This is a genomic window from Xenophilus arseniciresistens (assembly GCF_028023875.1).
GTDB lineage: Bacteria > Pseudomonadota > Gammaproteobacteria > Burkholderiales > Burkholderiaceae_C > Xenophilus > Xenophilus arseniciresistens.
This window is the reverse complement of sequence record NZ_JAQIPB010000014.1, coordinates 94,375-112,974: the sequence shown is the minus strand read 5'-3', so window position 1 is coordinate 112,974 and position 18,600 is coordinate 94,375. Positions and strand designations below refer to the sequence as shown.

Genomic DNA, 18,600 nt, shown 5'->3' with positions numbered 1-18,600 from the left:
TTGCACTCTAAGGAGACACAGGCTGCGCGGCGGTGAGTCAACCCGTTCAGCGGTCAAGGCCGGCCTCACTGCATTGACGACTGAAGTTTGAATGATCTGAGACATATAAGGAGACAACCCATGAACCTCAATCGCCGCCAGACCCTGGGCGCCCTCGCCTCGCTCGGGACACTTGGCATCGGCGCCTTTGCGCCCGCAGCTGCGCAGGCTTCCGCGCCGGCCTACCCGAACTCGGTGATCAAGTTCGTGATCCCCACGCCTGCAGGTGGCGGGCATGACACGATGATGCGGCTCATCGGCCAGAAGCTCAGCGATGCCTGGGGACAGCCGTGCATCGTGGAATCCAGGCCCGGCGCCAGCGGCGCGATCGCGGCCTCCGCGGTGTCTCAGTCGGCGCCCGATGGCCACACCGTGCTGGTGGGCTACAGCGCGCTGCTGAGCAACACGGTGCTGATGCCCAAGCCCGGTTACCGGCTCGAAGAGCTCAAGCCGGTGGGCATGCTGGCCCTGACACCGATCGCGATCGGCATCCGGGAGGGCTTGCCGGTGGCCACGCTGGAGCAGTTCGTGGCACTGGCCAAATCCCGCGCGGGCAAGGTCTCCTACGGCTCCTATGGCCAGGGATCGGGCGGCCACTTCGTGGGCGAGCTGTTCAACATGGCGGCCGGCGTGGAGACCGTGCATGTGCCCTACAAGGGCGAGGCGCCCGCGTTGCAGGATCTGCTGGGCGGGCAGATCGATGCGGCCGTGGTTTCGGTGGGCGGCGTGAACCGCTATCCGGGCAGGATCAAGCCGCTGGCCGTGGCGGGCAGCGCGCGTTTCCCGGCCTATCCGCAGTTGCCCACCTTTGCCGAACTGGGCTATCCGCAGGTGGACATGCCCGGCTGGGCCGCGGCCTTCGTGCCGGCCAAGACGCCGCAGGCCGTGGTCGACAAGCTCAGCGCGGAGCTTGCGCGCATCCTGGTGATGCCCGACATCCGGGACAAGCTGCTGGAACTGGGCTTCGAACCCCAGCCCTGGAATGCACAGCGCACCCAGCGCTTCATGGATGAGCAGCTGGCCCTGACGCGCAGGCTGGTGGATGCGGGGCGCGTGAAGCTCTGACGGGAACAATGAAGCCAAGCGCCATCGTTCTCGATGGCGCTTGGCTGTCGCGGATGCAGCGAATACTGCGGCTAGGCGACCCAGCTGGCCAGTCCGTTGGCCAGCACCTGCACCTCGCGCTCCTTGACCGTGGCTCTGAAAGCCAGCGCGTCGCCGCCCAGGCGCCAGCCCTCGAGCACCAGGGTCTCGCCCGGATAAACCGGTGCGCTCAGCCGCGCGCGGATGGAGCGCAGCCGTGAGGCGTCGTGGCCGCAGCACTGGGCCAGCACCATTCGGCAGGCATTGCCGTAAGTGGCCAGCCCGTGCAGGATGGGCCGGGAAAAGCCGGCCTTGGCGGCCACCGCAGGGTCGATGTGCAGCGGATTCAGGTCGCCGGAGAGGCGATAGAGCACAGCCGCATCGGCCCGCGTGGGCAGTTCCACCCGCAGGTCGGGCGCTGCATCGGGCAGGGCCGGCGCGGGCGCGGCCGGCTCATCGCCGCCGCCCTGGCGCGAGAAGCCGCCATCGCCGCGCAGGAACAGCACCATCTCCACCGTCGCGAGCAGGCGGCCGTCGGCCTCGTCGGTCAGCGTCTTCTCCACATGCATCACGGCACCCTTGCCTTCTCCCTTGTCCACCACGCGGGTGACGCGGCTTTCGCCCAGCACGGTGGCCGCAGCGGGCAGCGGCGAATGGATGGTGACGCCCTGCTCGCCATGCACGAGCTTGAGGAAGTCGATGCCCAGTTCCTTGTTGTCACGCATCCAGAAGCCTGGCGAAGCCAGCACCGCCGCCATGGTGGGCACGGCCTGCAGCTTCTTTTCATAGACGAAGCCCAGTTCCTCCTGCGCCAGCGGGTCGGCGCCAAAGCCGATGCCCAGGGCATAGAGGATGCTGTCGCGCTCGGTATAGGCATGGCGCACCGGGCCTGAACGCCAGGCTTTGGTTTTTTCGTAGTCGATCATGTGTCGGAGTCCTTGGCGGGCCAGCGGAACTGCGCCGGCTCCTTGGCCGCGAAGCGGCGGATCGCTTCGCGGAAGTAGGCGCTGGACGAGGCAATGGCCTGTGCCGAGGCCTCCATCGCCAGCACGGTCTCGAAATCGCTTTGCGGCGTGGCGCCCAGCGCACTCTTGGACAGCGCGAAGGCGGTGGATGATGCGCCGGCCAGGCTTGCAGCAAGCGCCATCGCACGCGGCATCAGCGCATCGGGCGCAAGGACTTCCAGGGCCAGGCCCATGTCCAGCGCCTCCTGCGCGCCGAATTCGCGCGCGGAGTAGATCAGCTCCTTGGCCCGCTGCAGCCCCACCACGCGCGGCAGCTGGTACCAGGCGCCCACATCCGGCACCAGGCCGATGCGGTGAAAGACCATGGCCATGCGCGCGCGCGTGCTCACCAGCACCAGGTCGGCATACAGCGCCATGCTCAGGCCGGCGCCGAAGGCCACGCCGTCCACCGCGGCGATCAGCGGCTTGTCCAGCCCCATCAGCGCGCGCGCCAGCTCCGCATACCGGGCCATGCCCTCGCGGCGCTGCTCCACCGTGCGCGAGCCACCGTCGGCCATGCCCTTGACGTCGCCGCCAGCGCAGAAATCGCCGCCGTCGCCGGTCAGCACCACGGCGCGCGCGCGATCGTCATTGCGCAGCGCGCGCAGGGCCGCCGTCAGCGCGTCGGTGGTCGCTGCGTCAATGGCATTCTTGGCGCCGGGCCGGTTGAGCGTGAGGACGGCCACGCCCTCCTCCACCCGCAGTTGGACACTGTCCGCTGCCATGGTCAGAGACTGATGTGGAAGCCGCCGTTCACACCCAGGTGCTGGCCCGTGATGTAGCTGGCGCCGTCCGAAAGCAGGAAGCACACGCTCTTGACCACCTCGTCGGGCGAGGCCCAGCGGCCCAGCGGAATCTGCGCCAGCATCTGGTCGCGGAATTTCTCGCCGCGCACCACCTCGGTCATCGGCGTCTCGACCACGCCGAAGCAGATGGAGTTGGTGCGGATGTTGTAGCGGCCCCATTCGCGCGCGGCGGTCATCGTCATGCCCAGCATGCCGGCCTTGGCGGCTGCATAGTTGATCTGGCCGATCGAGCCCTTGCGGCCGGCGTCCGAGGAGATGTTGACGATGGAGCCGCCGGTGGCGTCGCCGCCCTTGGCACGCTCCACCATGTGGCGACCGGCGGCGCGCATCCAGTAGAAGGAGCCGGTGAGGTGCACGTCGATCACGTCCTGCCACTGCTGGTCGGTCATCTTGTCGATCATGGCTGGGCGGATGATGCCCGCGTTGTTCACCACGCCATGCACCGCGCCAAAGCGCGCCACCGCATCGACCACCGCCTTGTCGGCCACGGCCGGATCGGCCACGCTGCCCTGCACCGCCAGCACGCGCTCCTGCGGCAGGGGCGAGACGGCGGCGTCCAGGGTCTGGCCGTTGAGGTCGACCGCCACGGCATTGCCGCCCAGCCCGATGACCAGTTCCACGATGCCCTTGCCGATGCCCTGGCCGGCGCCGGTGACGACGATGGTGCGCCCTTTGAGACTGACGATGGGATCCACGGTATTTGCTCCTTGCTTGCTGCATTGCGGCCGGGCGGCGCCCGAGCCTTGTTCTATGGTTGAACCAATGATATCCTAGCCGCAAATTCTGGCTGGAGCAATCACATGACGATCAAACGCAAGGCCTGCATTGCCGGCGCCTATGAACACCCGCTGCGCAAGGCGCCCGACAAGACCGTGGCCCAGCTGCATGCCGAATGCGCCAGGGGCGCGCTGGAAGATGCTGGCCTGAGCCTGCAGGACGTGGACGGCTATTTCTGCGCCGGCGACGCGCCCGGCCTGGGCGCCAACAGCATGGCCGACTACCTGGGCCTGACGCGGCTGCGCCATGTGGACACCACCGACACCGGCGGCTCGGCTTACCTGATCCATGTCTCGCACGCCGCGCAGGCCATTGCCGCGGGCAAGTGCGACGTGGCGCTGATCACGCTGGCGGGCCGCCCGCGCAGCGCGGGCTCCAGCGGCGTGGCGCCGCGCCTGGTCACGCCCGACACGCCCGACGTGCCCTGGGAGATGCCCTACAACCCGGTCACCGTCAACATGTACGCGCTGGCCGCGGCCCGCCACATGCACGAGTACGGCACCACCAGCGAGCAACTGGCCTGGATCAAGGTGGCAGCGGCCGCCCACGCGCAGCACAACCCGCATGCGATGCTGCGCGAGCCCGTGACCGTGGAAGAGGTGCTGGCCTCGCCGCTGATCTCGGACCCGCTGCGCAAGCTGGACTGCTGCGTGGTCAGCGACGGCGGCGGTGCGCTGGTGGTGGTGCGCCCGGAAATCGCCGCGAGGCTCAAGCGCCCGGTCGTCAATGTGCTGGGCGCGGGCGAAAGCATCAAGGGGCAGCTCGGCGGCCAGGTCGACCTGACCTGGTCCGGCGCCGCGGTCTCGGGCCCCATCGCCTTCAGGGAAGCGGGCGTGACCCCGGCCGACATCCAGTACGCCTCCATCTACGACAGCTTCACCATCACGGTGCTGATGCAGCTCGAAGACCTGGGCTTTTGCCGGAAGGGCGAAGGCGGCCGCTTCGTGGCCGACGGCAACCTGATCTCGGGCGTGGGCAAGCTGCCTTTCAACACCGATGGCGGCGGCCTGTGCAACAACCACCCGGCCAACCGCGGCGGCATCACCAAGGTGATCGAGGCCGTGCGCCAGCTGCGTGGAGAAGCCCACCCCAAGGTGCAGGTGCCCGACTGCACCCTGGCCCTGGCCCAGGGCACGGGCGGGCTGCTGGGCTCGCGCCACGGCAGCGCCACCCTCATCATGGAAAGGCAGTAAGCGATGACCACCCCCTACTCCCCACTCCCGATCAGCGCGCCCCAGGTCGATGCCGCCACGGCCCACTTCCTGGCCCAGGCGCGCGAAGGCGTGCTGAGCACCCGCCGCTGCACCGCCTGCGGCAAGCTGCACTGGTACCCGCGTGCGCTGTGCCCCTTCTGCATGGGCGACACCGAATGGGTCGCGCTCAGCGGCCAGGGCACGATCTACAGCGTCAGCGTCACCCGGCGCGCGGGGCCTACGCCCTATGCCATTGCCTACGTCACGCTCGACGAAGGCATCACGCTGCTGACCAACATCGTGGACTGCGACCTCGATTCGCTGAAGATCGGCCAACGCGTGGCCGTGACCTTCAAGCCGGCCGAGGACGGCGCCAGCGTCCCGATGTTCAGGCCCGCCTGAGGCACATCGGATGGAGACGCTGGCGTTCTCGGTGCAGGAGGGCATCGGCTGGATACAGCTGAGCCGGCCCGCGATGCACAACCCCGTGGACCTGCCGCTGCGCGCCGACCTGATGGCCGTGCTGGAGCAGGTGCGCAACGACCCGGCCGTGCGCGTGCTGGTCATCACCGGCGGCGCGGGCGCGTTCTGCGCCGGCGGCAACCTGCATGCGCTGCAGGAACATGCGCAGGCCGGCCCCGCCTACTGGCAGCGCCGCATCCAGGCCGGCCTGCGGCTGACGGATGACCTGCTCAACCTCGGCTGCCCGGTGATTGCCGCCATCGACGGCCCGGCCATCGGCGCGGGCTTCGCGCTGGCCCTGTGTGCGGACATGATCGTCGCCACGCCGCGCGCGAAGTTCGCCATGGCGCACCTGAAGCTGGGCCTGGTGCCCGATCTCGGCGCGCTCTACCTGCTGCCCCGCGTGGTGGGCCTGCAGCGCGCCAAGGAACTGGTGTTCTCCACCCGCGAAATCGGCGTGGAGGAGGCGCACAGCCTGGGCCTGGTGATGGAAGTGCAGGCCAGCGAAACGCTGGAGGCGCGCGTGCGCGAGCTGGCGGCCCAGATGGCTCAGGCCGCGCCCACGGCGGTGGCGCTGGCGAAGGCCATGCTGAACGTCTCGCTCGATGGCGACCGGCGCAGCGCCTTCGCGCTGGAAGCCGCGAGCCAGGCCGCAGCTTTCGCCGCGCCGGAGCCTGCGGCGCAGATCGAGGCGCTGCTGGCCAAGCGGGCGCCGGCCTTCACGGGGCTGAAGCCGCAGCGCAGCTGAGCACCGGGCCGCTTCAGTCGAAGTGCGTGTTGAAGAAGGCCTGCGCCTTCTGCGCGGCGCGCCGGGCGCGCTGCGGGCCGGGCAGTGCCGCATCGGCCACCACAGGCGTCTCCAGTTCGATCTCGGCCCCGGCCGGCAGCGCCGCCACCAGGGCGGCCAGGTCCAGCCCACCATCGCCCAGGTACATGCGCCCGGCCATGGCCTCGTCGAGCAGCGAGGTCGATGGATCCAGGCGGGCAGTCGCATCGCACAGCTGCGTGAGAAAGATGCAGGCCGGATCGAGCGCGCGCACCTCGGCGGCGCCGGCGCCCGAGCGTGCCAGATGCAGCGAGTCGATCAGCAGACCCACGTTGCCTGCGCCGCTTTGCGCGATGACGCGCTGCGCCTCGCCGATGTTCCGGAGGCTGCTCATGGGCATGAACTCCAGCGCGATGCGCACACCCGCCTGCGCCGCCGCCTGCGCGTAGCCGCGCAGCAGATCGGCCACGCGCGCCAGGTCGGGCTCGAAGCAGCCCTGCGCAATCAGCGGTGCGCCCAGGCGCCGCGCCGCTTCCACATTGGCCAGCAGGTGCGCCGGCGTGGTCTGCGCCGACAGGTAGTAGCCGCAGATGCTGGAGATGCGCACCGACAGCGCTTCGGCCCGCGCACGGATCTGCTCGAAGCCATCGCCCGCTGCGCCCGGGCCGGGCCACGGATCGCCGGGCTGGCGGCCGCTGATGCGCAAGCCCGCCGCGCCAAAGCCGGCCTGGGCCGCGGCGTCCAGCACCTCCAGCGGCGCCGCCTGCGCGCCCAGCGACAGGAAGCCCAGGGTCAATGCGCGGGTCGGGCGCCTGCGACTTTCTTCAGGGGCACTCACGGGGGCAGCACCTTGTTGGCCTGCAACTCGCGCAGCCGCTGGACCAGCGTGGCATCGGTCTCGATGCAGTCATGAAAGCCCGCGCGGCGGATCTTGAAGGTGGACAGCACGATGTCGTGCGACTGGCGCAGCATGTAGTCCATCCAGCGCCAATCGACCACGCGCGCGATGTCCAGCGGCTGCAGGCCGTGGCGCTGCGCGATGCGCTCCCACACCGCCTGCTGGGCCGGCATCATGTCGGCCAGCGGCAGCGTCTTGGGGGCGGCACAGGCCATGCCCAGCGCATCTGCCAGCACCGGCCAGGTCTGGCACCAGCGCGCCGGGTCGCCATTGCTCACATTGAAGGCGCCGTCGTCGGCCGCCGGTGAATCCGCGGCCCAGGCCGCAGCGCCGCCGATCTGCCACGCATCGGCGATCTGGTGCATGGCCTCGTAGGCGCCCATGCTGCCCGGAAAGCGCAGCGGCAGGCCCAGCTCGCGGCAGACCGCGGCATACAGGCCGATGCCCAGCACCAGGTTCATGGGGTTGCCAACCGCATAGCCCGAGACGAAAGGCGGGATCAGGTTGACCCAGCGCCAGCCGCGCTCGCGCGATGCGGCACGCAACCAGTCCTCCTGGTCGTAATAGAAGTTCGGCGGCAGTTGCCGGGGGTCGCTTTCGCGGCAGGGCGTGGGGCTGGCACCCCACTGGATGCCGTAGAACTTGGCGCCCGTCACCAGCACCACCTTGCGCAGCACGGGTGACGCCTGCTGCGCCGCTTCCACCACGTTGCGCAGCATGGCCAGGTTGGGCGCGACCTCCGCCGCACGGCTGGGCGCCTGCTGGAATGCGGCGTAGAACACATGCGTGATGCCCGTGTGCGGGGCCAGTGCCCGCGCGCAGGCCGCCGGGTCCATCAGGTCCACGGCCAGGCCTTCAGTGCCCGGCAGGCCGCCACCGCCCGATCGGCTGACGCACAGCACGCGCCAGCCCTTTTCCACCAGCCGCTGGGCCATGCCGCGGCCCACCACGCCGCTGGCCCCGGCGATCAATGCGACTCTGTCGTCCATCCGCTGTGCCTGCAAAAGCGGGCTCCTCAACTGTTGAGCGTGATGCCCAGGCGCTTGATCAGCTCGCCCCAGGTCTGGCTGTCGGCGAGCGAGAGCTTACGGAAGGCCTCGCCGTGCACCAGCGAGGGCTGGCCGCCGCCGCGGCGCACCGACTCCTGGAAGGCCGGGTCGGCCTGCATGTCGGCCACGGCCGCCAGCAGCTTCGCCGTCACGGCCGGCGGCATCCCGGCCGGCGCCACCATGCCGAAGAGCTGCTCGGGAATGCGCGCCGCCAGGCCCGACTCCATGAGGTTGGGCACATGGGGCAGCGCAGCATCGCGCCCCTCGCCCGTCACGGCCAGCGCCTTGATGCGCCCGGCCTGGATCAACGGCAGCGAGGTGGCCAGCGAAGCCACCGTGTACTGCACGTCGCCGGCCATCATGGCGGCGTCGGTCTCGTTGCCCGTCTTGTAGGGCACATGCACAGCCTTGATGCCGGCAGCCGAGTTGAACTGCTCGACGGCCAGGTGAATGCTGTTGCCCACCCCGCTCGAGCCGAAGTTGAGCGTGCCGGGCTTGGCCTGAGCCAGCGCGATGAAATCCTTCAGGGTGTCCACGCCCAGCCGCGGCGACACCGTCAGCACCTGACGCGAAGTCTGTATCAGGCCCAGGTAGGTGAAGGACTTCTCCACGTCGTAGCCGGGGTTGCGGATCAGGTGCGGCGCCGAGGTCAGCGAGGTGGTCGTCCCCATGCCGATGGTGTAGCCATCGGGCTGCGCGCGCGCGACCGCCGCCATGCCGATGGTTCCGGACCCGCCGAGCTTGAGCTCCACGATCAGGTTCTGCCCCAGCCGCCGGCCCAGGTGGCTGGCGATCAGCCGCGCCAGCACGTCCACCGCGCCGCCGAAGGGAGAAATCAGGGTGATGGGTCTTTCAGGCCAGGTGCCCTGCGCCAGCAGGTGACCCGGAAAGGCCGCGATGGCGGCGCTGCCCGCGGCTATGCGGGCCAGCGCGGCACGGCGATGGATACGTGGGTGAGACATGGCAAGGCTCCTTCAACGGATGGCTTGAATGTTTTATTGGCCGAACCAATTGTGGGAGAACTGTCCAGTTCAGGACATTGCTGACATCCTCGTCTCGACGGGAGCAAATTAAAATGGTAGAACCAATCACAAACTGCCATCCATCGGATTTCCATCGAACCACCCCGCGGAACCTCCCATGCTCACTCCTGAAGACAACGAAACCCTCGTGCGCGTCGGCCCGGACACGGCCATGGGGCGCCTGATGCGCCTGTACTGGCTGCCCTTTCTGCCCACCGCCGACCTGCCGGCCGGCGGCATGCCGCAGCGCGTGCGGCTGCTGGGCGAAGACCTGATCGCCTTTCGCGACAGCGAAGGACGGCTGGGCCTGGTGGACCAGGCCTGCCCGCACCGCGGCGCGCCGCTGGTGTTCGGCCGCAACGAGGACTGCGGGCTGCGCTGCGTCTACCACGGCTGGAAGTTCGGCACCGACGGCCGCGTGCAGGACCTGCCGGCCGAGCCGCCGGAAAGCCGGCTGAAGGACAAGGTGCGCCTGAAGGCCTACGTCTGCCGCGAGCGCAACGGCATTGCCTGGGCCTACATGGGCCCGCGCCAGGACGATCCGCCGCCGCTGCCGGAGATGGAATGGAACCTCGTGCCGGCCGAGCGCGTGCACGTGAGCTTCCGCGTGCAGGAGTGCAACTGGCTGCAGGCCGTGGAAGGTGAGATCGACTCGGCCCACGCACCCATCCTGCACGGGCGCATCGACAAGCAGGGTGCCATCAGCGACTGGATCGCCAAGCGCGACCTGCGCCCCACCTTCGAATGCCTGCGCCAGCCCTTCGGCATGAGCGTGGCCTCGCGCCGCAAGCTGGACGACGAGACCAGCTATTGGCGCGTCAACCAGTTCCTGCTGCCCTTCTGGACGCTGGTGCCGCCGCAGTCGCAGTACCCCGAGCTCTCGGGCCATGCCTGGGTGCCGCTGGACGACCACCACACGCTGTGCATCATGTTCTCCTACCACCCCTCGGAGAAGCTCTACGACAAGTCGCGCGCACTGTTCGAGAAGGGGCATGCGGGCCGCGAAACCGGCCATGCGAGCACCGAGGCCTTCGCACCCCGCCCGGCCACCGAGCCCTATGCCAAGTACTGGACGAAGTACACGCGCCAGAACGGCTACCTGTTCAATTACGACGCGCAGACCAAGACCTGGTTCTCGGGCCTGCCCGGCCTGTGGGTGCAGGACGCCGCCTGCCAGTCCGGCGTGTCGGCCATCTACGACCGCAGCAAGGAGCATCTGGGCATCAGCGACACCGGCGTGGCCATGACGCGCCGCCTGTTGCTGGAGACCGTGCGCAACCTGCAGGCCAGCGGCACCGAACCTGCGGGCGTGGACGACCCCGCCACCTTCATGGTGCGTGCGGTCTCGCTCACGCTGCCCGCCGGCGTGCCCTGGCAGGAGCACCGCGAGCATGCGCGGGCCCAACTGGACGCCGGTTTCGGCTACGTGCCGTGAGCGGCGTGCGGCTCATCCTTCAGCAGCTGCGGCGCGAAGCCGAGGGCATCGTCTCTTACGAGTTCGTCGCCGCCGATGGTGGCCTGCTGCCGCCCTTCACGGCCGGCGCGCACATCGATCTGCAGCTGCCCGGCGGCCTGGTGCGCAGCTACTCGCTGGCCAACGCCCCCTCGGAGCGGCATCGCTATGTGGTGGCGGTGGACCATGCCAGCGACAGCCGCGGCGGCTCGGCCTGGATGCACACGGTGCCCCGGCCCGGCCATGTGTTTGACGCCAGCGCGCCGATCAACGACTTTGCGCTGTACGAGGATGCGCCGTTGTCCATCTTCATCGCGGGCGGCATCGGCATCACGCCCTTCGTGGCGATGGTGGCGCGCCTGCAGGCCCTGGGCCGGAGCTGGCAGCTGCACTACACGGCGCGCTCGCGCCAGCGCGCGGCCTATGCGCAGGCGCTGAACGCTCTCGCGCACGAGAACGGCACGGTGGACCTGCGCTGCACCGCAGACGGCATGGCGCGCCCCGACATCGCGGCCATCGTGCGCGAGGCGCCGGCCGGCGCGCATCTGTACTGCTGTGGCCCCGGCGGCATGCTCGATGCCTTCACGGCGGCCTGCGCCGGCTTGCCCCCGCAGCGCGTGCACCTGGAGCGCTTTGCGGCCAGCCAGGAGGCCGCGACCGAAGGCGGCTACGAAGTGCAGCTGGCGCGCAGCGGCAGGACGCTGCAGGTGGAGCCCGGAAGAACGCTGCTCGACACGCTGCTCGATGCCGGCGTGCAGATCCAGTACGCCTGCTCCCAGGGCATCTGCGGCACCTGCTGCACGCCGGTGATCGAAGGCCGACCGGACCACCGCGACGACTACCTGACCGACGAGGAAAAGTCTGCCAACCGGGCCATGATGGTGTGCTGCTCGGGCAGCCTGTCGGCCCGGCTGGTGCTGGATCTCTGAGCCGCCCGCCGCGCTGCGAGCGACTCAGGCGATGCGGATTTCCTCGATCCGGTAGATCGCGAAGGGCGCCAGCGCCGGGTCGCCATGCAGCAGTGCCCTGCCCGCTTCGGAACTCACGGCCGCGCGCAGCGCCTCCACGCTGTCGAACCAGGCTTCGCCCACGCTTTCCACGAAGCTGGCGTCACCGGCAGGAACGCCGGCCTGCACGGGGTGGCTGCGGTCCACCACGAAGTTCTGCACGCAGCGCTGCAGGCCGGGCACGGCGGGCAGATGCGGCTTGGCCAGCCAGCGCTGCTGCAGGCCCTCGGCGGCCACGCCGGGGCGGCGTGCGCTCAACCACAGCAGCTTCGCACCCTGGCTGCGGCCGGCCGGAGCCGCCTTCAGTTCGTGGGCTTCGAGCACGAGGATGGTGATACCGCCCTGGAACTTGGGAATGTCCTCCTTGCACAGCGCGTACTCGGGCGAGCGATCCGAAGCCTCCATGGCCTGGACGCTGTCGAAGGACAGCTGCGAGACGCCGTCGATCGATTGGACCGGCGCGTCGGGGTCTTCGAGGAAGCGTTCGGCGATGTGGTTCTGCCGGTAGGAACCCAGCCCCGGGAGCCTGGCGGCCAGCGCACCATGGACGTCGATCCAGTGGGTGCGGAACGCCGCCCGGTCCAGGCCCGGCCGGCGGTTGATGAGGGCGCTTCGGTAGATGGTCATGCGGTCTCCTTCAGGGAATGAAGCGCTGCTCGCGCAGCTCGTCGAAACGGCCGCACAGCGCGGCCTCGTTGTCGATGCAGGCCGCAAAGCCGGCGCGACGGATCTTCCCGAGCGCGAACAGCACATCGTTGGAGAAGGCCGTCTTGAACATGTAGTCGGCCCACTGCCAGTCCACCAGCTGGTGGATGTCGTGCTGGCGCAGCTGAGCCTTGCGCGCCAGCCGCTCCCACACGCCGGCCTGCTCGGCCGCGACCTGGGTCAGCGGGATGGCCAGGGGCTCGCCTTCGGCCAGGCCGAAATGCGCGGCGATCCGGCCCCAGCTGTGGCGCCACCGGCCCGGGTCGCCGTTGGCGATGTTGAAGATCTGGTTGGCTGCCGCTTCGCTGCTGCCGGCCCAGGCCGCGGCCTCGGCGATCAAGCGCGCATCGGCCAGGTGATGCAGCGCGTTCCACGAAGCGGCGGGCCCGGGAAAGCGCAGCGAGAGCCCGGCTTCGCGCGAGAGCACGGCCAGCACCGCGATGGCCATCACCAGGTTCATCGGCGCGCGATCCGAATAGCCCGTGACGTAGGGCGGAATCAGGTGGGACCAGCTCCATCCGCCGAGTGCCGCGCGCTCGACCAGGTGGTCATGCTGCGCGTAATAGAAGTTGGGGCCCAGATGACGTGGATCGCTCTCGCGCGCGGGCGTGCGGATGGCACCCCATTGAAGGCCGTAGTACTTGCCGCCCGTGACCAGCACCGTTCGCTGCAGGGCGCCGCCCGCCTGCGCGAGGTCGATCGCATGGCGCAGCATCGCCAGGTTGGGCGCCACTTCTTCCAGCCGCGACGGCCGTGCCTGGTAGCCCGCGAAGTACAGGTGCGTGACCAACGGCATGGTGCGGCAGGCGGCCGCCACGGCGCGCTCGTCGAGCAGGTCGATGGACAGCCCGGTGGCCCCTTCGGGCGCCGCGCCACCGCGCGAGACGCAACAGACCCTCGCGTCCTTCAGGCCCGCCAGGTGGCGCGCGATGGCGCCGCCGATCACGCCCGTGGCGCCCACGACGAGTGCGTGCTTCATGGCAGCGCCTCCAGCCACCGCGGGTCATGGCACCTGAGCGAAGCCGGTTCGGGGAAGCGGGTGGCCGCGGGCAGCGGGTCGATGCGAAGGCGCGTGAGCCGCAGCCGGTGCATTCGCCACTGGCCTGCCTCGCGCAGGTACTCCTCCTCGTAGTGGCCAAAGCCCTGGAAGCCGCTGGCGTGGGGCGCTTCTTTCAGCGCAATGGCGCGCGGCCATTGCAGGTGGTCCTGCATGGCCCAGACGCCGCGGGCGCGGTCTTCGGACAGCAGCGTGATCTCGGGCGTGTGGCAATGGTGCACGGACACGGCATCCGCCAGCCGTGCAGCCACGCCGCTGACGAAGGTCTGCACGTCGGCGCCGTCGGGCGCCGAGCCAAAGCCCTCGAAACGCGCGTCGGCCGTGAACAGGCCGCGCAGCGCCTCCCACTGCTTGGTGTCGATGTAGCGGCAATAGCGTGACTTGAGCTGCCGGATGGAGACGAGCGACTCCAGCCGCTCCAGCCTTTGCTGGTCGGTTCCTGTCATGGATGGGTGTTCCTCAGCGGGTGGAAGATGCCTTGGCGGCAGCGCGTTTTCGTGCGGGGGTCTTGGCCGCCACTTTGCCGGCCGAGGGCGTGCTCGGCGCATCTGAAGGCTGCTGCGCGATGCGTTGCGTGATCCGCTCTGCGGCTTCCAGCAGCTGGCGGCGCAGCTTGTCGAAGTCGGTGCTGGCCCACTGGCTTTCCGACACGACGAAGGTGATGCTGCCCATGATCTTGCGTTCGCCGTCGAACACGGGCGCCGAAATGCCACCGGTTCCGCTCACCATCTCGGACTTCGTGATCGCATAACCCTGTTTGGCCAGCTCCGCCATGTAGGCCCGGAACTCGGACCAGTTCGAACTCATGCCGGCAGCCTTGATCTCGTCCGCATGGTTCAAGGCGATGTTCTTGAGCTGATAGGGCGACAGGTTCGCCAGCACCACCTTGGCCATGGCGCCCTTGAACAGCGACATCGGCTTGCCGCGCTCGAAGTTCGCGGGGATGGTCGCGTCGGGCCAGGCGATGTCCACGCACATGATGCTGTCGCGGTAGAAGCGGGCCAGCATCATGTTCTGCTTGCGCCTGGCGCTGACCTCGTGCATCACGGGACTGCCCGCCAGCAGCAGCGGATCGCTGATGCGCATGAGGCGGTCCATCTCGATGATGCGCGGGCCCAGGACGTACACCCCGCCCGCCGCGGGTGCCAGCAGGCCGGCGTCGCACAGCGTGCCCACATAGCGATAGGTCGTGGCGCGGGAGGTGCCCAGCGCCTCCACGAGGTCGTCCAGCCGCGTGCTCACGCGCCCTTCCTGAAAGAAGTCCAGAATGCTCAGGCATTTGGCGAAGCTGCTGATCACTGTCGGGTTCCTGGGGCTGCGCGTGGCAAAAAAGGAATTGTTGCATCTGCCATCAGCCGCTCAGCCATCTCGCAGGCACCATCACGATCCACGGGCACAGCACCAGCAGGAACATGACGCCGAACTGCGCGACCATGAAGGGCACCACGCCCCGCGTCACCTGATCCATCGACATCCTGCCCACACCGGCCACCACGTTGAGCACGGTGCCCACCGGCGGGGTCACCAGGCCGATGGCGTTGTTCATGATGAAGAGCACGCCGAAATAGACCGGATCAATGCCGGCGGCCTTCACCACGGGCACCAGCACCGGCGTGAGGATCAGGATGGTCGGCGTCATGTCCATCGCCGTGCCCACCGCGATGACCAGCAGCATGATCGCGATCAGCAGCAGGGTCGGGCTGCCCAGCAAGGGCTCGAGCAGGCGTGTGACCTGGCCGGGAATGTCGGCCACGGTGATGAGCCAGGCCGAGACCATGGCAGCGGCGATGAGGAACATCACCACCGCGGTCGTCCTGGCCGCCGATTCGAACAGCGCCACGAGCTGGCGGAAGTTCAGCTCGCGATAGACGAAGGTGGCGACGAAGAAGGCATACACCGCGGCCACGGCAGCGGCTTCCGTGGGCGTGAACACGCCCATCTTCAGGCCCACCAGCACGATCACGGGCAGCGCCAGCGCCCAGAGCGATTCGCGCAGGGCGGCGAGCTGCTGTGCGCGACTGGCCCGTGGTGGCACGGGCACTTGCTCACGGCGGCTCACCCAGGCCCAGGCCAGGGCGATGGCTGCGCCCATCAGCAGCCCTGGAACGATGCCCGCCATGAAGAGCTTGCTCACCGAGACATTGCCAGCGACGCCGAAGATGATGAACGCGATGGACGGTGGAATGATCGGCGCGATGACGCTGGCCGAGGCGATCAGGCCGCCGGCACGCGCCGGGTCGTGCCCCGCGCGCGCCATCATCGGCAGCAGCAGGGCCGACAGCGCGGCGGCATCGGCCACGGCGGAGCCCGACAGCGCCGCCATCAGGCATGCCGCGAGCACCGCCACGTAGCCAAGGCCGCCCCGATAGTGGCCCACGAGCGTGAGTGCCAGATTCAGGATGCGGCGCGACAGGCCACCCGCGTTCATGATCTCTCCGGCGAGCATGAACAGAGGAACGGCCAGCAAGGGGAAGCTGTCGGCGCCGTTGACCAGGTTCTGCGCCAGGATCTGGGCGTCGAACATGTCCTGGTGCCACATCAGCGCGACCCCCGTCGCGAGCAGGGCGTAGGCAATGGGAATGCCGATCGCCATGGCGGCGAGCAGCGCACCTAGGAAGATCGCGATGGTCATCGGGAGGCCTTGATGTCGGTGGAACCCGCCTGGGACGGACGGTGGTCTTCAGAGGACGGCGGCAGGTCTTCCGACTCGCGAACGGCGACCAGTTCCTCGTCGCGCAGCCGGCCGGCCAGCAGCCGGATCAGGTCCCAGCCCAGAATGACCAGGGCCGAGACGCCGAAGACCACGCCTGCGCCGTAGAACAGCGCCACCGGCACGCCCGTCACGGGCGCCGCCACGTCAAGGTTCAGCCGCGCCTGCACCAGACTGCCCTGCAGCAGCAGCCAGGTGGTGTAGATCATGGCCACGCAGGCCAGGCCCAGGCAGAGGGCGCGCCCGCGCCGACCCAGGCGCGAGACCAGCATGTCCGTGCCCAGATGGGCCCGCTCGCGCAGCGCCACGATGGCGCCCAGGAAGGTGAGCCAGACAAAGAGCCAGCGCGAGACTTCCTCGGACGCCACGATGCCGGAATTGAATCCATAGCGCAGCACCACGTTGCCGAAGACCAGCACCACGATGGCGAACAGGAGTACGGCGCACAGCCGGCTCAGCGCGCGGCAGTACAAGGCGATGCTGCGGTTCATGGCTCAAGCTCGCGCGAAGCGGCGCTCAATGCACCGTCGCCTGGATCTTCTTCATCTCGGCGCGGTAGAGCTGCACGAGGGCGGGGTCGTAGGCGGCCGCGAATTTCTCGGCCACCGGCGTGGTGGCTTCGCGCATCTTCGCAATGGCGGCGGAGGGCACGTCATTGACCTTCATGCCCTTGGCCTCCAGCTCCTTGCGGTCCTTGATGGCCATCTCCCGGCTCACCTTGCGCTGGTAGGCGCCCGCCTCCTGCGCAGCCTCCTGCAGGATCTTCTGCTCGGCCGGCGAGAGCCTGTCCCAGAACTTCTTGCTGATGAGCATCATGTTCGCCGTGTAGACGTGATTGGTCACGCTCATGAACTTCTGGACTTCGTAGAACTTGCTGGTCAGCACGATGCTGTACGGGTTCTCCTGCGCATCGAGGGCGCGCGACTCCAGCGCACCGTAGAGCTCGCCAAAGGCCATGGGCACGGGGTTGGTGCCCAGCGCGGAGAACGACTCCAGGAACAGCGGGTTGCCCATCACGCGGATCTTCAGCCCCTTGACGTCTTCCGGTTCCGTGACCGGCTTGCGGCTGTTGGTGATGTTGCGAAAGCCGGTCTCCCAGTAGCCCAGCGACACCAGCCCCTTTTCAGGCAGTTTCTGCGCCACCGCCGTGCCGAAGGGGCCTTGCAGCAGTGCGTCCACCTGCGCGGCGCTGCCGAAGGAGAACGGTGTGTCGATCAGGCTCAGCTCCTTGACCAGTGAGGCGGCGGATGTGGTCGCGGGCAGGAACATCTCCTGCACGCCACCCTGCAGCGCGCCGATCTGCTGCGATTCGCTGCCCAGCACCGACGCACCGTACTCGCGCACCTTCAGCTTGCCGCCGCTCCTGGCGGCCACGATCTCCGCGAACTTCTGCGTGCCAAGCGCCAGCGGGTGACCTGGCTGCACCAGGTGCCCGAACTTGATCACGCGCTCCTGAATGTCCTGCGCGAAAGCGGCGCCGGTGGCGGCCAGCATGCAGGCCGCGATGACGAGGGGTCGGAGCTTCATGGCTTTGTCTTCCTTTGTTGGGCGCCGTCGTGGCATCCCTTGTGCCGCGCCACGACTGGCTGGGGAGCCAAAGAATAGGCGGCCGGGTCGGTTTTTGTTGTAGATGATTTCCCGCATAGTGCTATTCCTGATAAATCGCGTTTAATGAGATTTCTGACATGGCGAGACTTGATGCAATGCGCGGTCTCGTCGAGCCGAAAGGAACGCATGGAACGGGGCACGAAGACGAACACGCTTGCAACGCAGCAGCTGGAAGGCCGGATCGCAGTGGTGACTGGGGCTGCCGGGGGTCTGGGCGCGGCCATCGCGCAGCAGCTGGCCGAGCGCGGTGCCCGGGTGGCGCTGCTGGATCTGCCATCGACCCTGCCCGGCCTGCGAGAGGCTGCCGGCCGTCTTCCCGGGCGCTGCATCGCCCTGGCGTGCGACATCGCCGACGAAGGCAGCGTCCAGGCCACGGCCTCGCAGCTTCGGGCGCAGCTGGGCCCTTGCGACATCCTCGTGAACAACGCGGGCATCCTCGGGCGGCACGGCGCCGTCGAAGCGCTCGCCCGCTCGGACTGGGACCAGCTGCTGGCCGTCAATCTCACGGGCCCGTTCCTGTGTACGCAGGCCTTCGGCACGCAGATGATGGGCCGCGGCCGGAGCAGCATCGTCAACATCGGCTCCATCGCTGCCGACAAGCCCAATGCGTCACCGGCCTACAGCGTCGCCAAGGCCGGCGTTCTGGCGCTCACCCGGCACACGGCCGTGGAATGGGGTCCGCTGGGCATCCGCGCCAACAGTGTGAGCCCGGGCTTCATCCGCACGCCCCTGTCGTCCATCCACTACGCCAGCGAGGCGATGCTGAAAGCCCGCACGGACCTGGTGCCGGTGCGCCGCCTCGGCACGCCCGAGGACATTGCCGAGGCCGTGGCCTTCCTGGCCAGCGATGCCGCCGCTTTCATCAACGGGCAGGACCTCGTGGTCGACGGCGGCTTCCTGCAGACCCCTCTGATGCACGCGCAACCCGCGGCCGACCAATACGGCGGCCGCGGCACCTGAA

At 68.8% G+C, this 18,600-nt stretch carries 20 protein-coding genes; 7 read left to right on the top strand and 13 right to left on the bottom strand.

Going from position 1 to position 18,600, the window contains the following annotated elements; genetic code table 11:
- The first annotated feature begins 120 nt into the window (after positions 1 to 120).
- Entirely contained in the window at positions 121 to 1,104 is a 984-nt protein-coding gene (locus PGB34_RS22775; protein ID WP_271430406.1) for a tripartite tricarboxylate transporter substrate binding protein, read from the top strand.
- Between the two features lie 71 nt (positions 1,105 to 1,175).
- Here PGB34_RS22775 and PGB34_RS22770 read toward each other — a convergent pair whose 3' ends face one another.
- From PGB34_RS22770 to PGB34_RS22760, 3 genes are read right to left on the bottom strand one after another with little or no spacing between them, the layout of a single operon-like run.
- Entirely contained in the window at positions 1,176 to 2,048 is an 873-nt protein-coding gene (locus PGB34_RS22770) for a MaoC/PaaZ C-terminal domain-containing protein (protein WP_271430405.1), read from the bottom strand.
- A complete protein-coding gene (locus PGB34_RS22765; RefSeq protein ID WP_271430404.1) occupies positions 2,045 to 2,851 on the bottom strand; it encodes an enoyl-CoA hydratase/isomerase family protein in 807 nt (268 codons plus the stop codon). The genes PGB34_RS22770 and PGB34_RS22765 overlap by 4 nt, the downstream gene beginning before the upstream one ends.
- Positions 2,852 to 2,853: 2 nt before the next feature.
- On the bottom strand, positions 2,854 to 3,627 hold the full coding sequence (locus PGB34_RS22760) for an SDR family NAD(P)-dependent oxidoreductase (protein ID WP_271430403.1): 774 nt from the start codon (positions 3,625 to 3,627) through the stop codon (positions 2,854 to 2,856).
- 105 nt (positions 3,628 to 3,732) lie between these two features.
- On the opposite strand from PGB34_RS22760, the gene PGB34_RS22755 reads away from it, so the two are divergent.
- The 3 genes from PGB34_RS22755 to PGB34_RS22745 are packed head-to-tail and all read left to right on the top strand — an operon-like array spanning position 3,733 to position 6,112.
- Positions 3,733 to 4,902, top strand: a complete 1,170-nt coding sequence (locus tag PGB34_RS22755; RefSeq protein WP_271430402.1) for a thiolase domain-containing protein — start codon at positions 3,733 to 3,735, stop codon at positions 4,900 to 4,902.
- Positions 4,903 to 4,905: 3 nt separating this feature from the next.
- Positions 4,906 to 5,304, top strand: coding sequence for a Zn-ribbon domain-containing OB-fold protein (locus PGB34_RS22750; protein ID WP_271430401.1), 399 nt, complete (start codon positions 4,906 to 4,908; stop codon positions 5,302 to 5,304).
- A gap of 10 nt (positions 5,305 to 5,314) precedes the next feature.
- Positions 5,315 to 6,112 (top strand): enoyl-CoA hydratase/isomerase family protein, encoded by a 798-nt coding sequence (locus PGB34_RS22745; protein ID WP_271430400.1) that lies wholly within the window; start codon positions 5,315 to 5,317, stop codon positions 6,110 to 6,112.
- 13 nt (positions 6,113 to 6,125) lie between these two features.
- On the opposite strand, the gene PGB34_RS22740 is transcribed toward PGB34_RS22745, so the two are convergent.
- Genes PGB34_RS22740 through PGB34_RS22730 form a run of 3 tightly spaced genes read right to left on the bottom strand, consistent with a single transcriptional unit; the run spans position 6,126 to position 9,039 of the window.
- Complete coding sequence (locus tag PGB34_RS22740; protein WP_271430399.1) at positions 6,126 to 6,968, bottom strand: sugar phosphate isomerase/epimerase family protein; 843 nt, start codon at positions 6,966 to 6,968, stop codon at positions 6,126 to 6,128.
- On the bottom strand, positions 6,965 to 8,017 hold the full coding sequence (locus tag PGB34_RS22735) for an SDR family oxidoreductase (protein ID WP_271430398.1): 1,053 nt from the start codon (positions 8,015 to 8,017) through the stop codon (positions 6,965 to 6,967). The genes PGB34_RS22740 and PGB34_RS22735 overlap by 4 nt, the downstream gene beginning before the upstream one ends.
- A gap of 26 nt (positions 8,018 to 8,043) precedes the next feature.
- Complete coding sequence (locus PGB34_RS22730) at positions 8,044 to 9,039, bottom strand: Bug family tripartite tricarboxylate transporter substrate binding protein (protein WP_271430397.1); 996 nt, start codon at positions 9,037 to 9,039, stop codon at positions 8,044 to 8,046.
- 178 nt (positions 9,040 to 9,217) lie between these two features.
- Between PGB34_RS22730 and PGB34_RS22725 the strand changes: the two genes are divergently transcribed.
- On the top strand, positions 9,218 to 10,534 hold the full coding sequence (locus PGB34_RS22725; RefSeq protein ID WP_271430396.1) for a Rieske 2Fe-2S domain-containing protein: 1,317 nt from the start codon (positions 9,218 to 9,220) through the stop codon (positions 10,532 to 10,534).
- Positions 10,535 to 10,539: 5 nt separating this feature from the next.
- Complete coding sequence (locus PGB34_RS22720; protein ID WP_271430395.1) at positions 10,540 to 11,481, top strand: PDR/VanB family oxidoreductase; 942 nt, start codon at positions 10,540 to 10,542, stop codon at positions 11,479 to 11,481.
- Positions 11,482 to 11,505: 24 nt separating this feature from the next.
- Here PGB34_RS22720 and PGB34_RS22715 read toward each other — a convergent pair whose 3' ends face one another.
- From PGB34_RS22715 to PGB34_RS22685, 7 genes are read right to left on the bottom strand one after another with little or no spacing between them, the layout of a single operon-like run.
- Positions 11,506 to 12,186 (bottom strand): EthD family reductase, encoded by a 681-nt coding sequence (locus PGB34_RS22715; RefSeq protein WP_271430394.1) that lies wholly within the window; start codon positions 12,184 to 12,186, stop codon positions 11,506 to 11,508.
- Positions 12,187 to 12,196: 10 nt separating this feature from the next.
- Complete coding sequence (locus PGB34_RS22710; RefSeq protein WP_271430393.1) at positions 12,197 to 13,243, bottom strand: SDR family oxidoreductase; 1,047 nt, start codon at positions 13,241 to 13,243, stop codon at positions 12,197 to 12,199.
- On the bottom strand, positions 13,240 to 13,767 hold the full coding sequence (locus PGB34_RS22705) for a nuclear transport factor 2 family protein (RefSeq protein WP_271430392.1): 528 nt from the start codon (positions 13,765 to 13,767) through the stop codon (positions 13,240 to 13,242). The genes PGB34_RS22710 and PGB34_RS22705 overlap by 4 nt, the downstream gene beginning before the upstream one ends.
- Positions 13,768 to 13,780: 13 nt before the next feature.
- On the bottom strand, positions 13,781 to 14,620 hold the full coding sequence (locus PGB34_RS22700; protein ID WP_271430391.1) for an IclR family transcriptional regulator: 840 nt from the start codon (positions 14,618 to 14,620) through the stop codon (positions 13,781 to 13,783).
- A gap of 52 nt (positions 14,621 to 14,672) precedes the next feature.
- Positions 14,673 to 15,953 carry a TRAP transporter large permease gene (locus tag PGB34_RS22695; RefSeq protein WP_271430390.1) on the bottom strand — a complete coding sequence of 427 codons (1,281 nt, stop codon included), beginning with the start codon at positions 15,951 to 15,953 and terminating at the stop codon, positions 14,673 to 14,675.
- Positions 15,950 to 16,522, bottom strand: a complete 573-nt coding sequence (locus tag PGB34_RS22690; RefSeq protein WP_271430389.1) for a TRAP transporter small permease — start codon at positions 16,520 to 16,522, stop codon at positions 15,950 to 15,952. Before PGB34_RS22690 ends, PGB34_RS22695 begins: the two co-directional genes overlap by 4 nt.
- Positions 16,523 to 16,547: 25 nt before the next feature.
- A complete protein-coding gene (locus PGB34_RS22685; protein WP_271430388.1) occupies positions 16,548 to 17,558 on the bottom strand; it encodes a TRAP transporter substrate-binding protein in 1,011 nt (336 codons plus the stop codon).
- A gap of 207 nt (positions 17,559 to 17,765) precedes the next feature.
- Here PGB34_RS22685 and PGB34_RS22680 point away from each other — a divergent pair, with 207 nt between their 5' ends.
- Positions 17,766 to 18,599 (top strand): SDR family NAD(P)-dependent oxidoreductase, encoded by an 834-nt coding sequence (locus PGB34_RS22680; RefSeq protein ID WP_271430387.1) that lies wholly within the window; start codon positions 17,766 to 17,768, stop codon positions 18,597 to 18,599.
- The last annotated feature ends 1 nt before the right edge of the window (position 18,600 follow it).